The organism is Mycobacterium numidiamassiliense (genome assembly GCF_900157365.1).
In the GTDB taxonomy this organism is placed as follows: Bacteria; Actinomycetota; Actinomycetes; order Mycobacteriales; family Mycobacteriaceae; genus Mycobacterium; species Mycobacterium numidiamassiliense.
The window spans coordinates 205,632-220,098 of the sequence record NZ_FUEZ01000003.1 but is presented as its reverse complement, the minus strand read 5'-3'; the positions used below and the strand labels follow the sequence as shown (position 1 = coordinate 220,098).

Below are 14,467 nucleotides of genomic sequence, written 5' to 3'. Positions count from 1 at the left end.
CGACGGCTGTCGCCGCGTCGCGGTACGGCACGATAATCGCGTGTCCGAAATCGGCCCCGAAACTGGTTGGGAACCCGGACCTGTAGACGACGACGCGGAGGCCGATCCCGATCTGCTGATCGACTTCCGCAATGTGTCGCTGCGCCGCGACGGCCGCAATCTGGTCGGACCGCTGGACTGGGCCGTCGAACTCGACGAACGATGGGTGATCATCGGCCCCAACGGCGCGGGTAAGACGTCGCTGCTGCGGGTCGCCGCCGCGGTCGAACACCCGTCGTCGGGCGTGGCGTTTGTGCTCGGCGAGCGGCTGGGTCGCATCGACGTGTCCGAGTTGCGGTCGCGGATCGGGTTCAGCTCGTCGGCGTTGGCGCAGCGGGTGCCCAGTGACGAAGTGGTGCGCGACCTCGTCGTCTCGGCGGCGTACGCGGTGCTGGGCCGGTGGCGGGAGCGCTACGAGGACGTCGACTATCAGCGGGTGACCGACATGCTGGAGAGCCTGGGCGCCGAGCACCTCGTCGACCGCACCTACGGGACGCTGTCCGAAGGTGAGCGCAAGCGGGTGCTGATAGCGCGTGCGCTGATGACCGACCCGGAACTGCTGCTGCTCGACGAGCCCGCCGCCGGCCTGGACCTGGGTGGTCGCGAGGAATTGGTGGCACGGCTGACCGACCTGGCCGCCGACCCGGATGCGCCGGCGATCGTGTTGGTCACCCACCATGTCGAGGAGATACCTCCCGGCTACACCCACTGCCTGCTCCTCGCTGAGGGCCGGGCGGTCGCGGCGGGGTTGCTGCCCGACGTGCTGACCGCCGAGAACCTGTCGGCCGCGTTCGGCCAGTCGATCGCCCTGGAAGAAGCCGACGGGCGTTACTTCGCGCGGCGCGTCCGCGCCCGCGCCGCTCATCGGAGGCTCGAATGACTGCACCCGAAGAACCGTTGGTGGCCAGGCCCGCGGCCACCGTGATGCTGGTCCGCGACACACGCCAGGGCTCGGAAGCTGGGTTAGCGGTCTTCCTGATGCGCCGGCACGCGCAGATGGAGTTCGCCGCGGGCACGGTGGTGTTTCCCGGCGGCGGCGTCGACGACCGCGACCGCAACGCCGATATCGCGTGGGCCGGGCCGTCACCGCAGTGGTGGGCGCAGCGGTTCGGCATCGAGCCCGGGCTGGCCGAGGCGCTGGTCTGCGCCGCCGCCCGCGAGACCTTCGAGGAATCGGGAGTGCTGTTCGCCGGGCCGGCCGGCGATCCGGACGGCATCGTCGGCGACGCCTCGGTGTACCGCGACGCTCGCCACGCGCTGGCCGAAAGGTCGCTGTCGTTCGCCGACTTTCTGCGCACGGAGAACCTGGTGCTGCGATCCGACCTGCTGCGGCCGTGGGCCAACTGGGTCACCCCCGAAGCGGAGCGCACCCGCCGCTACGACACCTATTTCTTCGTGGGTGCCCTTCCCGAGGGTCAGCGCGCCGACGGCGAGAACACCGAATCCGACCTCGCGGGGTGGACGACGCCGCGGGCCGCGATCGACGAATTCGAGGCCGGGCGCCTGTTTTTGCTGCCGCCGACCTGGACTCAGCTGGACTCGCTGGCCGGCCGTACCGTCGCCGAGGTGTTGGCCGTCGAGCGCCAGATCGTCACGGTGCAGCCGCATCTGGAGATCCAGGGCGACAACTGGATCTTCGAGTTCTTCGACTCCGACCGCTACCACCGCGCCCGGGAAGCGGGCGGCCTGGGATGGCGGCATTGAGCGAGTTCGTCCATGTCGTGGTCAGCGACGGCTCGCAAGACGCCGGTCTGGCCGTGCTGCTGCTGTCGCGGCCACCCACCAACACGATGACCCGGCAGGTCTACCGCGAGATCGCGGCGGCGGCCGCGGAGATGGGCGCGCGTGACGACGTCGCCGCGGTGATCCTGTTCGGCGGCCACGAAATCTTCTCCGCCGGCGACGACATGCCCGAGCTGCAGACCCTGAGCGGGCCGGAGGCCGACGTCGCGGCCCGCGTCCGTGCCCAGGCCGTCGACGCCGTCGCAGCGATCCCGAAGCCGACCGTCGCCGCGATCACCGGATACGCGTTGGGCGCCGGCCTCACTCTGGCGCTGGCCGCCGACTGGCGGATCAGCGGTGACAACGTCAAGTTCGGGGCGACCGAGATCCTGTCCGACCACGTCCCCGGCGGATTGGCCCGGTTGACCCGGATCGCGGGGGAGAGCAGGGCCAAGGAACTCGTCTTCAGCGGCCGGTTCTTCGACGCCGAGGAAGCCAAGACGCTGGGCCTGATCGACGAGATGGTGGCCCCCGACAACGTCTACGACACGGCGGCGGCGTGGGCGCGGCGCTTCCTCGACGGCCCGCGGGAGGCGATTTCCGCCGCCAAGGCCGGTATCAATGCCGTGTTCGAGGGCGGCGTCGGCCCAGCCAATTGGCGTTTCTGATCGACGGTGGTTCGGTATCTCAGATGCGGTCTATTTCGAGACGAGTTGGGCAAAGTAGATTCTGCTCAAAGCACAGAATCGCGGGCCAGCAATCGACGTCGCGGCAGGCTGCGTCCATGGTCTAGATCACTGGCCGTCCCTCACGATGAGACGCAGGCCGGCGTCGATGGCATCGAGATTTAGGAGATCTTGGTGGCGGGTATACCAGGCACCAGTGTTGAGATCCTGCTGTAGGTGCTCGAGTCCAGGGTTAAGGTCCTCCGCGCGAAGCTGTGCAAGGCCCGAGATGCAACCACGCACAACGGGATCGAGATAGGCGGTCGGCCGACGCCAGTAGGCCGGGCCGAAGCCGTCCAAGCAATCGTGCGGGATGAGAATTTTCTCGACTCGGTCTGCCCCGATGATCTCCACCACCTGCTCGACAGACAATTCGGAAGCGGCCGAGGTGCTGGCGGCAACTGGGAAATACTCCCGCCAAAGCCAAAACTTACTGTGAATAGCCGGTTCATAGGTGAAGAGGACGACCCTCCGAGCGATGCGAACAAGTTCGCGCAACCCGGCGACGGGATCGGACCAGTGATGAATCGTCAGGATCGCCATCGCAGCGTCGAAGCTCTGGTCGGAAAACGGTAGGCGTTCAGCTGTTGCCCGGATACAGGGCGCGGCGTTCGGGGACCGCTGCCTGACCATTTCTGCTGATGGCTCGACAGCGAGGACGGAGCGATCACTGGGCTCATACGAACCGGTGCCAGCACCGACATTCACCAGGCTCCGACAATCGTGGAGAGCAGCCACGAGCCTGGCCTCAATTCGAGGATCGGGTTTGCGAAAGCGCGCGTAACCCAGACCGATCCGGTCATAAGACGGCATCAGTAACCAACCGTTTGCGCGCGAGGTTGGCCACGCACCCAGTCTGCACCGAGGCAGCGTTTGACGGAGATGGTTGCCTTCACATTGGGTGGCGCAGAGACGGAGCTTGAGGCTCGCATACAGCCCTCAATCCCATGACATTGCCGAAAACATGAACAGCCCCCAACTAAATCCTGCACCATAGCTATCTTCGCCCCATTGGAATTCGTATTCTTCGTATGCCGGAAGAAGTTCATCAAACAGCGACCATTTGCGGCCGCCGTTCATTGGGCCGAATCGCTCGGCGAACTCGGTAACGTCCATGCTCCAGATGGGCAGCCCGATGGGGGATTCAACGTCGGCTAACTCGCGGCTGTTGTGCCAATAACGCGCCGACTCAAGCGGTCCGTCCTCACTAGCGATCGCCTTAAAATAAAAACCTGGCCACAACACGCTCGTGTATTCAAGCGATGTAGCTGCCGGGTCCGCGCCCATCAGCTTCTTCGTGTTTTGAAAGTAGGATGCCTCGCCGCCAAGAATAAGGGCTAGCCGATCGTGCACACGTTGCGCTTCGTCAACTGACAGTCCATGTTCAGCTAATTTGGCTTCCAGTTCAGCTTCCTTATGCGACATCTTGACTCTCAGCTTCATCGTCATTAGCAGGCACGCTTCGAATTCGAGTATTGCGGGAATCCGGAATGCATTCATCATTTTCCATTCAGCTACCAAGGTGGGGCAAAAACTGGTGAAGGTCGCCTCGCCTGGATCTGCGAGAGGGACGGCACCCCCGCTCCACCGACCCCCGGCACTGGTCACACCTGGGATATCGAGGTACCGATAGCGCCGAGTTGTTGTGCACCGGCAGTGTCGGTCATCGCAAACTCAGCACCCGCCACAGCAGATTTGACTGCGCTTGTTTGCGCTCGTCCGGCTAACACAGTGATGGTTGCATCGACGGCGGCATGAGCAGCACCAACGGCGCCAGAAGTCGCTTGGATAGGTAGCCCAACACGGGGCAGCGGAGCCGCCGCCACCAACTCCGCCGACACCATCTCGCAATGCGCCGCCAGCACCTGAAGCCCCGCACTACTGACCCGAAGGACATCGGCCACGTCGCCAAGTTTAGGCCGACGGAGCCGATTGGCACTTCACCCTGCTCTGCGGGGGATCCTCCTCATCGCCGGGGGCAGACACCGTTAATTCGCCAGGCGATTAGGCTGCCCTGCATGACCGACGCAACTCAGGCCGCCCACGTCACGGCCGAGCAGGTCGAAGCCGCAAGGCACGACACCAAGCTCGCCCAGGTGCTCTACCACGACTGGGAAGCCGAGACCTACGACGAAAAGTGGTCGATCTCCTACGACCAGCGCTGCGTGGACTACGCCCGCGGCCGCTTCGACGCCGCCGTGCCCGACGAGGTCTTGCGCGAATTGCCGTATGACCGTGCTCTCGAATTGGGTTGTGGCACAGGGTTTTTCCTACTCAACCTGATCCAGGCCGGCGTCGCGCGGCGCGGTTCGGTCACCGACCTGTCGCCCGGCATGGTCAAGGTCGCCACCCGCAACGGGCAATCGCTGGGCCTGGACATCGACGGCCGCGTCGCCGACGCCGAGGGCATTCCGTACGACGACAACACCTTCGACCTGGTGGTCGGCCACGCCGTGCTGCATCACATTCCCGACGTGGAGCTCTCGCTGCGCGAGGTGATCCGGGTGCTGCGGCCCGGCGGCCGCTTCGTATTCGCCGGCGAGCCGACCAATGTCGGCGAGGTCTACGCCCGCAGCTTGTCGACGCTGACCTGGCGCGTCGCCACCAACGTCACCAAGCTGCCCGGCCTGGGCAACTGGCGGCGCCCGCAGGTCGAGCTCGACGAGTCCTCGCGCGTCGCGGCGCTGGAGGCGATCGTCGACCTGCACACGTTTGCCCCCGAGGACCTGGAGCGCATGGCCACCAACGCCGGTGCGGCTCAGGTGCAAACGGCCAGTGAGGAATTCACCGCCGCGATGTTCGGCTGGCCGGTGCGCACGTTCGAGGCGTCGGTGCCGCCCGGGCGGCTGGGCTGGGGCTGGGCGAAATTCGCGTTCAACGGCTGGAAGACGCTCAGCTGGATCGACGCCAACATCTGGCGGCATCTGGCCCCGAAGGGCTGGTTCTACAACGTGATGGTCACCGGGGTTAAGCCCTCCTGAGCCAGGGCCTGCGCTTCAGCTCCGACGACGTCGATTATCTGCGGTCGGAATCGGGTGGCGCAGCACTGGCGGCGGTCGCCGAATTCGCGTTGACCGACGGCAGTCGGATCGCCGATACCACCGCGGTGCGGGCGAGGTTCGGCGCCCGGGCGCCGGTCCTGATGGAGACGACACTGCTGCGCCGCCGGGCTGTCGACAAGCTGGGCGAGTTGGGTCCGGTGTCGGATTGGCTGTTCACCGACGAGGCGCTGCAGCAGGCGACCGCGGCGCCGGTGGCGTTGCACCGGGCCGGGCGTCTGGCCGCGGCCGGCGCTGTGGTCCACGATGCGACGTGTTCGGTCGGCACCGAATTGGCCGCGCTGCACGGCTCGGGCGTTCGGGCGCTGGGCAGTGATATCGACCCGGTGCGGCTGGCGATGGCGCGCCACAACGTGGGGTCGCGTGTCGACCTGTGCCGCGCGGACGCGTTGCGTCCGGTGACCCGCGACACGGTCGTCGTTGTCGACCCGGCACGTCGGCGGGGCGGTCGGCGCCAGTTCTCCCCGGAGGATTATCAGCCGGGCCTTGGCGCGCTCTTCGATACCTATCGGGGCCGCGATCTGGTCGTAAAGTGTGCTCCCGGAATAGATTTCGAGCAAGTCGGGCGGCTGGGCTTCGAGGGCGAGATCGAGGTGACGTCCTACCGCGGCTCGGTCCGCGAGGCGTGCCTGTGGTCGGCGGGGTTGGCCGAGCCGGGGGTGCGCCGCCGGGCCAGTGTGCTGGATCGCGGCGAACAGCTCACCGACGCCGAGCCGGACGACTGCCCGGTGGCCCCGGTCGGGCGATGGATCGTCGACCCCGACGGCGCCGTGGTCCGGTCCGGGCTGGTGCGCCACTACGGCGCCCGGCACGGCCTGTGGCAACTCGATCCCGACATCGCCTACCTGTCCGGCGACGAGCTGCCGCCGGAGGTCCGCGGCTTCGAGGTGCTCGAGCAGCTCGACTTCGACGAGCGCCGGCTCCGCCGCGCCCTCGCGGCGGCCGATTGCGGGGCGGTGGAGATCCTGGTCCGCGGTGTGTCCGTCGACCCCGACGCGCTCCGGCGACGGCTTCGGTTGGCCGGTGGCCGGTCCCTGTCGGTGGTGATCACTCGCCTCGGCACCGGGCCGGCCGGCCGGGCGATCGCATACGTCTGCCGGGCCTCGCGCTAGTTCCCGGTAGTCTGTCGACGGTCACTTTCCGGGGGACCTCGCCTGTTGTCGTCGACGAGGACAATTCGAGTCATGCGTTATCTGTTAGCGATCGCGGTGCTGGCCATCACGGTCCTGTTCGGCTGGCCGGCGGCCGCCGCGCCGCCGTCGTGCGCCAGCGTGGGCGCCACCGTCGACGGGCCGCTGTGTCATCTGCACGCGGCTGGGCCGATGTACACGCTCGACATGACGTTCCCCGCGGACTATCCCGACGAACAGCCGCTGATCGATTACGTCACGCAGAACCGCGACGGCTTCATCAACGTCGCACAGGCCTCCGGGCCCCGCGATCACCCGTATCAGATGGAAGCCACCACGGAGCAGCAGTTTTCCGGGCAGCCGCCGCACAACACCCGCAGCGTGGTGCTCAAGTTTTTTCAGGATGTCGGCGGATCCCGCACGTCCACCTGGTACAAGGCGTTCAACTACAACCTCGGCAGCAAGCAGCCCATCACCTTCGACACCCTGTTCGCCCCGGGCACCAGCCCGCTGGACGCCATCTTCCCGCTGGTCCAGCGCGACCTGGCCCGGCAGAACGCGATGGGCGCCGCGATATTGCCGTCGAACGGGCTCGACCCGTCGCATTACCAGAACTTCGCCATCACCGACGATCAGCTGATCTTCTACTTTGCGCCGGGGGAGATGCTGCCGGCCTTCGCCGGTCCCTGCCAAGCCCAGGTTGCCCGCAACGCCATCCCGCCGCTCGCGATTTAGCCGGATCGGCCGGGGCTCAGGCGGGCTTGAAGCTGTACACCTGGCCGTCGCTGGTGGCGGCGACGACCCGACGGTCCGTCCCCACCGACACGCCGACGGGGTATCCGGTGGCCGCGGGCAGCGGATAGCTGTTCACCGTGTGGCCGTTGCCGGGATCGAAGACCAGCAGTGACATGCCGGGGGCATCGCCGCTGGCCGGGCCGCTGGCCACGGTGTAGCCGACCCCGGAGCCGGCCAGGCTCGACGACGATAGCGGGGTGACGTCGTCGCGGCGCCAGACCTGGTCGGCGTGATCGCCGGCGTCCTTGAAGGCCGCCAGCCGTGTGTCAGGGCCGCCGCCCGAGACGACGAGCCCCTGCGGGGTGATCGCGGGCGGGGTTTGGGCCAAAAATCCCAGCGGCACCGACCATTTCGGCTTCCCGTCGGCGGCGGCCAGGGCCCATAACCGTTGGTCGCGGCCGTTGACGTAGATGGTCGACCCGTCGGCGGACAACACCGGGCTGCCGATCACGCCGGCGGCCACGGCGTCGCTGGTCCACTCCCGACCGATCAGGGGCGTCTGCCCGGGGTGGTACTTCAGCCCCACCAGCCCCGCCGCCGGCGCGCCAGGCTGCCAGACGCCGAGCACCACCATCGAGCTGGCCGCCGAAAAGGCCGGGGCACCGGCTACCGGGCAGCCCTGGCGGGCCGGTGTGCAATCGGCCAGGCCGCGCGTCGCGTCCGTCGGGTCGATGCCGTCCACCAGGTCCAGGGGGGTGTTGACCACCTCGCCCCGGTGAGCGTCGAAGACCAGCACCTGCCCCAGGTGGGTGGTGACCAGCAGCTGGCCATTACCCAGAAACCGCGGGGTGGACGGCATGCCGATCACCGGCTGGCGCCACCGAGTCCACTGCGTCACCGGGAAGGAGATAAATGCCCCCGGCTGGCCGACATAAAGGTTGTCGAAGCCGTCGAACAGGGGACTGGCGAAGCCGCCGCCCTGGGCCAGCCGCACACACCAGCGTTGCCGGCCGTTGTCGTCGTTCTCCCACTCCATGAGTGAGCAGCCCCCGGGGGTCTGCGCATTGACGGCGAGATAACTGCGCGCGCTGAGCGCCGGGGCGGCGGCCAGGCTGCCTTTGACGGACCGCGTCCACTGCAGCGACAGCTTGGTGGCGCCGGACGTCGTGGTGTAGCTGCTGTTGGCCGCGTCGGCGTACTGCGCCGACCAGCCCTGCGACGCCGACGCGTCCACCCAGGAGTCGGTGTTGCCGCAGCCGCCGAGCCCGGCCGTCAGCGCGACCGCCAGCGGCGCGGCTGACCAACGACGGAGCTGTCGGGCACGCACCTTGGTTTTCCAAATCCTTTCGCCACGCGGCTCGCTCGGCGACGGGCCCAGCCACTCGGCAGGGGCAGCGATCGAGTACAGGTGAGGGTAACCCGTGGCGGCTCGCACGCCGCGGATTGCCTTGGCTGCGTTCGATTGCCTTCCCCGCGGCCCGCTGTTTCGGCGCGCATCGCCGGTTGGCTAGGCTTTCCGGCCATGACGTCGATGTGGGGTGCGCCGGTCCACCGCCGCTGGCGTGGATCGAATCTGCGGGACCCACGCCAAGCCAAGTTCCTGACTCTGGCCTCGCTGCGGTGGGTGCTGAAAAACCGTGCCTACACCCCGTGGTATCTGGTGCGTTACTGGCGGCTGCTGAAGTTCAAGCTGGCCAACCCGCACATCATCACTCGCGGAATGGTGTTCATCGGCAAGGGCGTCGAGATCCACGCGACACCCGCGCTGGCGCAGCTCGAAATCGGCCGGTGGGTGCATATCGGCGACAAGAACACCATCCGCGCGCACGAGGGCTCGCTGCGGTTCGGCGACAAAGTGGTGCTGGGCCGCGACAACGTCATCAACGCCTACCTGGACATCGAACTCGGCGACTCGGTGCTGATGGCCGACTGGTGCTACGTCTGCGATTTCGACCACCGGATGGACGACATCAACCTGCCGATCAAGGATCAGGGCATCATCAAATCCCCGATCCGGATCGGGCCGGACACGTGGGTCGGGGTGAAGGTGACGGTGCTGCGCGGCACGTCGATCGGGCGGGGCTGCGTGCTGGGATCGCACGCGGTGGTTCGCGGGGACATCCCCGACTATTCGATCGCCGTCGGGGCGCCGGCGAAGGTGGTCAAGAATCGCCAACTCTCCTGGGAGAGTTCGGCCGCCCAGCGCGCTGAGCTGGCCGCGGCCCTGGCCGATATCGAACGCAAGAAGGCGGCCCGCTGACATCCGGGCCCGCGGACGTCAGGTCGCCGCGCCCCGGCTGGGATGTGGCGACCTCGATCGTGCTGCTGGTGCTCGCCGTCGTCGGCTGCGCCGTGGCCGGCGGCATGGAATTCATGCTGCTCGCCTTCACCGATTACTGCCCGGCGCCGCGATGCAACGCGGACCGGGCCGCGACGTTCGTGATGGTGTCGGTGGCGGCCGCGGCCGCGCTGACCCTGGTCGGCTCCGTGCTGACGATCGTCTGGCTGCTTCGCCGGCGGTCAGCGTGGCCGTTGGCCACCGCGACGTTGGTCCTGTCGGTCGTGGCCGAGCTGGTCGGAGCGGTGGGTTACTTTGCGGCCGTTGGTCATTGATCGTTGTGGTTGCCGAACTACGACGGTTGGTTGTCCAGCAGGATGTCGAAGCTGACATCGCCGGCGTCGACATTGGTGACCGTCACGGTCGCCCCGTAGGTCTTGCCGGCCGTGTTGACCTGACACCGTAGGGTCGCGCCCTCCACACCCTTCAAGTTGTCAGGGCAGGTCACCGAATCGGGCGTGACCCCGAGCAACGGCGTCACTTTGTTGCTGATGACGCCGGCAACCTTGTCTTTGTCGACCGTCTCCACCATGTCGTACTTGACCGAGGTGCCGCTGACGCTGGTCACGGTGACGTTGACGTTGTAGGTCTGGTTCTTGGCGTTCATCGTGCAGTTCAATTGCGCGCCGACTTTTGCCAGCAGGTTGTCGGGACAACTCACCGAGTCGGGCTTGTTGCCGGCGCCGTCGGTCAGTTTGGCGCTGATGTCGTTGGCTATCTGGGCCTTGTCGATCTTCTGCACCATGTCGAACTTGACGTCGCTGCCGTTGACGCTGGTGACGGTGACGTTGACCGCGTAGCTCTGGCCGTTGGATTTCATCGTGCAGTCCAACTGTGCCCCCACCTTGGCGGCCAGGTCGTTCGGGCACGTCACCGACTCGGGCTTGAGACCAGCGGGGTCGGTCATCTTGGCGCTGATCTGGCTGGCGACATCGTCCTTGCTCACCGCGTTCGATTTCGAGCCGACCGAACATGAGCAGGCGCCCGCGGTGGCCATCAGCCCCACGGCGGCGCCGGAAACGAGCGTTGTCCGAAGGGCCGAGCGAATCACAAGCGCCTCCTGGCGTATTGCCGACTGTGAATCGGCTGATAATTACATGCCAAACAGCTTCGGGTAAAGGCAGTTGCGGAAAATTCCGCAACGTGACGTTTATTTGCTGATCTATTTGCTGGCCGGCGCCCCCGGCACCGCGGGGCGTTACAGGGCCTGGTAGCGACGCAGCGCTTCGGCGCGCTCGGCTCCGTGGTCGACGATCGCCGACGGGTATGCCGGCGGCCGCTTCTCACCGCTGCTGTGCACGTCGTCGGCGTCGCGCAACTCAGGCACCCAGCGCCGGATGTAGTCGCCCGACGGATCGAACTTCTTGCCCTGGGTCATCGGGTTGAACACCCGGAAATACGGCGCGGCGTCGGTACCGCACCCCGCGCACCACTGCCACCCGTGCTGGTTGTTGGCGATGTCGCCGTCGACGAGTTGATCGAGGAACCAGCCCGCGCCCCATTGCCAGGGCAAGTGCAGATCCTTGACCAGAAACGAGGCGGCGATCATGCGCACCCGGTTGTGCATGAAGCCGGTCTCGCGAAGTTGACGCATCCCGGCATCGACGATGGGAAAGCCGGTTTCGCCGGCTTTCCAGGACTCGAAACGGCGTGTGGCTTCGGCCCCGGTGTCGGTCTCGATGGCGTCGAAGTCGCTGTTCCAGTTGTGCCAGGCGCTGGCCGGCCAGTGGTGCAGCACATCGGCGTAGAAGTCACGAAACGCCAGCTCCCGCAAGTACGCCTGTGCCGCTTCGGTGCGCAGGTTGAGTCCGGCGACCATCGTGCGGGGATGAATGGTGCCGAACTTCAGGTGCGCCGACATCCGGCTGGTGCCTGGCAGATCGGGTCTATTGCGATCCTCGTCGTAGTTGTGTAAACCGTTGTCGAGGAAAGACTTCCATTGCTTCAACGCCGCGTCCTCCCCGGCGGCGAGTTCGAGTGCCTGGCCGGGGTCTGGGATCTTGCACGGCTTCAGGCTCAACTCAGCCGGATCGAGCCAATGCGCCGAGTCGGCGCTCGACCGGGCCGGCTCGCGCCAGGCCGTCTCGCGCCACGCGCGCAGAAACGGGGTGAACACTTTGTACGCGGAGCCGTCCTTTTTCGTCACGCGACCGGGTGACACCAGATACGGCGACCCCGTCGCCACCAGCGGGACCGAACCCAGCGCCGCCCGGACCCGCTCGTCGCGCCGCCGACCGAACGGCGCGAAATCCTCCGAGATATGCACCGAAGAGGCGTCGATCTCCTTGGCGATCAAGGGGATTTGATCCTCGGGCCGGCCGCGGACCACCAGCAGCCGACCGCCCAGGTCGTCGTCCAGTCGGCGCAGAGCGTCGCCCAGGAACTGGAGGCGGCGGCGTCCGGATGACTTCTCCAGGCGCGGATCGAGCACAAAGCAGGCCAGCACGTCTCGATCAGCGGCGGCGGCAGCCAGCGCCGGGTGATCGCCCAACCGCAGATCGCGCCGAAACCACAACAGCGCCGGCATTATTGGATGCCGCGGTTGAGCCGCCAGATATGAGTGGACAAGACGGTGGCGAAGGCACCCCACAGCGGGTAGGCCGACAACGCCAGGCCGGCACGTGGGTCGGCCTGGGCGGCGCGGCGGGCGAGATCCGCACTGCTGGCCGTGAGCACGGCCGCGCCAAGTGCGGATGCGCCGAGCTTGTGATACCGGAAGAACAGCCAACTCCATCCCGCGTTGAGCAACAGGTTGACCCCCAGCGCGGTGGCGTAGTTACGCGCCTTGTCATCGTGGCCCGTCGAGCGATACCCGTCGATGGCCGATGCCGAGGTCGCCGCGATGTCCGCGTACAGCGCGGTCCAGGCGAGGGGAAAGACGGCACGGGGCGGCTGGTACGCCGGTTTCCGAACCCTCGAATACCAGCTTTCGGCACGACCCGGGCTGGCGATGCTTCCGGTCCCCGCCGCTGTAGCGACGGCAAGGGTCGTGGCGATTAGCGTTGACTTCTTCATCGTGGGCTCCTTGGTCGGCTGAACTGGTCGCTGTTCCCATACCACTATGACAGGAACTTCAATCACTTAAACATTCAGCAAGTTAACAAAATGTCGTCGACCGCGTATGCTGGGCTTCTGATGAATCCGCATCGGGGGGCAGCCGAGCGAATGCGGCTCGAAGCGCTGATCGCGGCCGACGCGCGGGCTCTTACCGCTGAATCCGAGCAGCTGGGTCGCGTCTTTGCCGTGGCACATCAGCTGCGGCCCAGCGACTTTCGCGCCCTGCTGCACATTCTGGTCGCCGAAAGTTCCGGTGCACCCCTGACGTCGGGGGAGTTGCGTCACAAGATGGGCCTGTCCGCGGCTGCGATCACTTACCTGGTCGAGCGCATGATCGGGTCCGGCCACATCAGGCGAGAGTCCGATCCCGACGATCGGCGCAAGGTCATCTTGCGATACCAAGAGCAGGATCCCGACATGGCGGGCATTTTCTTTGCTCCGTTGGCCGCACACACGCACACCGCCATGATGGACCTGCCCGACGCTGAGTTGACCGCCGCGCACCGGGTTCTCACCGCGCTGGTCGACGGGATGCGGCGCTTTCACAACGAAGTACAAGTATCCGGTACCGACGTGGGTACCGCCTAACATGTGAACGTCAAGGAGGTGCGGATGACAGCCGACCGCGGGGAGTTGACCACGCGCAAACGGCGGCACATCGACGTCTGCCTCGACGGCGACGTCGGCTACCAGAACCTGACGACGGGCCTGGAACATCACAGCCTTCCCTACAACGCGCTGACCCAGACCAACCTCGATGACATCGATCTTTCCGCCGAATTCTTCGGCGGGCGACTGCGGGCGCCGGTGCTGGTGGGCGCGATGACCGGCGGTGCCGAGTTGTCGGGCACCATCAACCGCAACCTGGCCACCGCCGCACAACGGCTCGGCATCGGAATGATGCTTGGGTCGCAGCGGGTCATGCTCGACAGCGTGCTGGGTGAGCGGGCCGCGCCCAGCTTCGCCGTGCGCGATGTGGCGCCCGACGTGTTGCTTTTCGGCAATATCGGCCTGGCGCAACTGACTAAGGACGCGGTGCCCGACATCGTCGCGGCCCTCGACCGCGTCGCAGCGGATGCGCTTGCCGTGCATACCAATCCGCTGCAGGAGGCGGTCCAGCGGGGCGGTGACACCGACTGCGCGGGATCGCTGGACCGGCTGCACGACCTGGCCGGCCTGCTGGGCTACCCGGTGCTGCTGAAGGAGGTCGGCCACGGCCTCGGTGCCACGGCGGTCGCCCAACTGCTGCGGTTGACCGGTGAGCCGCCGGTGGCCGGTCTCGATGTCGCGGGCGCAGGCGGGACGTCGTGGTCGCGGGTGGAACAACTGGTCCGGTACGGCGAAGTGCGCCACCCGGATCTGGCCGACTGGGGGATACCCACCGCGCAGGCGATCACCGAGGTGCGGGCTGCGCTGCCGGAGATCCCGCTGGTCGCGTCCGGCGGCATCCGCACCGGGATGGACGCGGCCAAAGCGCTGGCCCTGGGCGCCGACGTGGTGGCCGTCGCCCGGCCGCTGTTGCCCGCGGCGATCGAATCCGCGGATGCGGCGACGGACTGGCTGCAACGATTCATCGATGAACTTCGAATCTGCCTGCACGGCTGCGGGACTTCCGATCTGCGCGCCCTGCGCGATGTCGGCACGACGGCGAGCTAGGGACCG

The 14,467-nt window shown here is 66.8% G+C and carries 16 protein-coding genes and 1 pseudogene; 10 read left to right on the top strand and 7 right to left on the bottom strand.

Annotated elements, in window-relative coordinates; all coding sequences use genetic code 11:
• Positions 1–40 precede the first annotated feature (40 nt).
• The 3 genes and pseudogenes from MNAB215_RS00760 to MNAB215_RS00750 all read left to right on the top strand — a co-directional run.
• Positions 41–919 (top strand): ABC transporter ATP-binding protein, encoded by an 879-nt coding sequence (locus MNAB215_RS00760; RefSeq protein ID WP_425436385.1) that lies wholly within the window; start codon positions 41–43, stop codon positions 917–919.
• A complete protein-coding gene (locus MNAB215_RS00755; RefSeq protein WP_077077024.1) occupies positions 916–1,743 on the top strand; it encodes an NUDIX hydrolase in 828 nt (275 codons plus the stop codon). Before MNAB215_RS00760 ends, MNAB215_RS00755 begins: the two co-directional genes overlap by 4 nt.
• Positions 1,740–2,396: pseudogene (locus tag MNAB215_RS00750) on the top strand (enoyl-CoA hydratase); the annotation flags it as partial. The gene MNAB215_RS00755 and the pseudogene MNAB215_RS00750, both read left to right, overlap by 4 nt.
• Positions 2,397–2,555: 159 nt before the next feature.
• Here the strand turns inward: MNAB215_RS00750 and MNAB215_RS00745 are convergent.
• The 3 genes from MNAB215_RS00745 to MNAB215_RS29340 all read right to left on the bottom strand — a co-directional run bounded on the left by MNAB215_RS00745 (position 2,556) and on the right by MNAB215_RS29340 (position 4,390).
• A complete protein-coding gene (locus MNAB215_RS00745; protein WP_077077023.1) occupies positions 2,556–3,299 on the bottom strand; it encodes a class I SAM-dependent methyltransferase in 744 nt (247 codons plus the stop codon).
• 126 nt (positions 3,300–3,425) lie between these two features.
• On the bottom strand, positions 3,426–3,935 hold the full coding sequence (locus MNAB215_RS00740; protein WP_245830089.1) for a hypothetical protein: 510 nt from the start codon (positions 3,933–3,935) through the stop codon (positions 3,426–3,428).
• A gap of 155 nt (positions 3,936–4,090) precedes the next feature.
• A complete protein-coding gene (locus tag MNAB215_RS29340; protein ID WP_131829064.1) occupies positions 4,091–4,390 on the bottom strand; it encodes a hypothetical protein in 300 nt (99 codons plus the stop codon).
• A gap of 114 nt (positions 4,391–4,504) precedes the next feature.
• Between MNAB215_RS29340 and MNAB215_RS00735 the strand changes: the two genes are divergently transcribed.
• The 3 genes from MNAB215_RS00735 to MNAB215_RS00725 all read left to right on the top strand — a co-directional run bounded on the left by MNAB215_RS00735 (position 4,505) and on the right by MNAB215_RS00725 (position 7,410).
• Entirely contained in the window at positions 4,505–5,467 is a 963-nt protein-coding gene (locus tag MNAB215_RS00735) for a class I SAM-dependent methyltransferase (RefSeq protein ID WP_077077022.1), read from the top strand.
• Positions 5,468–5,475: 8 nt separating this feature from the next.
• Positions 5,476–6,657, top strand: coding sequence for a THUMP-like domain-containing protein (locus tag MNAB215_RS00730; protein ID WP_083745953.1), 1,182 nt, complete (start codon positions 5,476–5,478; stop codon positions 6,655–6,657).
• 72 nt (positions 6,658–6,729) lie between these two features.
• Positions 6,730–7,410, top strand: a complete 681-nt coding sequence (locus MNAB215_RS00725; RefSeq protein WP_077077021.1) for an esterase — start codon at positions 6,730–6,732, stop codon at positions 7,408–7,410.
• A gap of 16 nt (positions 7,411–7,426) precedes the next feature.
• Here the strand turns inward: MNAB215_RS00725 and MNAB215_RS00720 are convergent, their stop codons facing one another.
• Complete coding sequence (locus MNAB215_RS00720; RefSeq protein WP_217348891.1) at positions 7,427–8,737, bottom strand: outer membrane protein assembly factor BamB family protein; 1,311 nt, start codon at positions 8,735–8,737, stop codon at positions 7,427–7,429.
• A 195-nt stretch (positions 8,738–8,932) separates the two neighbouring features.
• On the opposite strand from MNAB215_RS00720, the gene MNAB215_RS00715 reads away from it, so the two are divergent.
• Positions 8,933–9,670 carry an acyltransferase gene (locus tag MNAB215_RS00715; RefSeq protein WP_077077020.1) on the top strand — a complete coding sequence of 246 codons (738 nt, stop codon included), beginning with the start codon at positions 8,933–8,935 and terminating at the stop codon, positions 9,668–9,670.
• A 44-nt stretch (positions 9,671–9,714) separates the two neighbouring features.
• On the top strand, positions 9,715–10,023 hold the full coding sequence (locus MNAB215_RS00710) for a hypothetical protein (protein ID WP_083745952.1): 309 nt from the start codon (positions 9,715–9,717) through the stop codon (positions 10,021–10,023).
• A 17-nt stretch (positions 10,024–10,040) separates the two neighbouring features.
• Here the strand turns inward: MNAB215_RS00710 and MNAB215_RS00705 are convergent, their stop codons facing one another.
• From MNAB215_RS00705 to MNAB215_RS00695, 3 genes are all read right to left on the bottom strand, one after another.
• Positions 10,041–10,745: a DUF4333 domain-containing protein gene (locus MNAB215_RS00705; RefSeq protein WP_077078303.1), complete on the bottom strand. Its 705-nt coding sequence runs from the start codon at positions 10,743–10,745 to the stop codon at positions 10,041–10,043.
• Positions 10,746–10,946: 201 nt separating this feature from the next.
• Positions 10,947–12,275 (bottom strand): cryptochrome/photolyase family protein, encoded by a 1,329-nt coding sequence (locus tag MNAB215_RS00700; protein WP_077077018.1) that lies wholly within the window; start codon positions 12,273–12,275, stop codon positions 10,947–10,949.
• Positions 12,275–12,763 carry a TspO/MBR family protein gene (locus MNAB215_RS00695; RefSeq protein ID WP_077077017.1) on the bottom strand — a complete coding sequence of 163 codons (489 nt, stop codon included), beginning with the start codon at positions 12,761–12,763 and terminating at the stop codon, positions 12,275–12,277. Before MNAB215_RS00695 ends, MNAB215_RS00700 begins: the two co-directional genes overlap by 1 nt.
• 120 nt (positions 12,764–12,883) lie before the next feature.
• Between MNAB215_RS00695 and MNAB215_RS00690 the strand changes: the two genes are divergently transcribed.
• Together MNAB215_RS00690 and fni are read left to right on the top strand one after the other, a co-directional pair.
• Positions 12,884–13,393 carry a MarR family winged helix-turn-helix transcriptional regulator gene (locus tag MNAB215_RS00690; RefSeq protein ID WP_077077016.1) on the top strand — a complete coding sequence of 170 codons (510 nt, stop codon included), beginning with the start codon at positions 12,884–12,886 and terminating at the stop codon, positions 13,391–13,393.
• Between the two features lie 24 nt (positions 13,394–13,417).
• Positions 13,418–14,461, top strand: coding sequence for a type 2 isopentenyl-diphosphate Delta-isomerase (fni, locus tag MNAB215_RS00685; protein ID WP_077078302.1), 1,044 nt, complete (start codon positions 13,418–13,420; stop codon positions 14,459–14,461).
• The last annotated feature ends 6 nt before the right edge of the window (positions 14,462–14,467 follow it).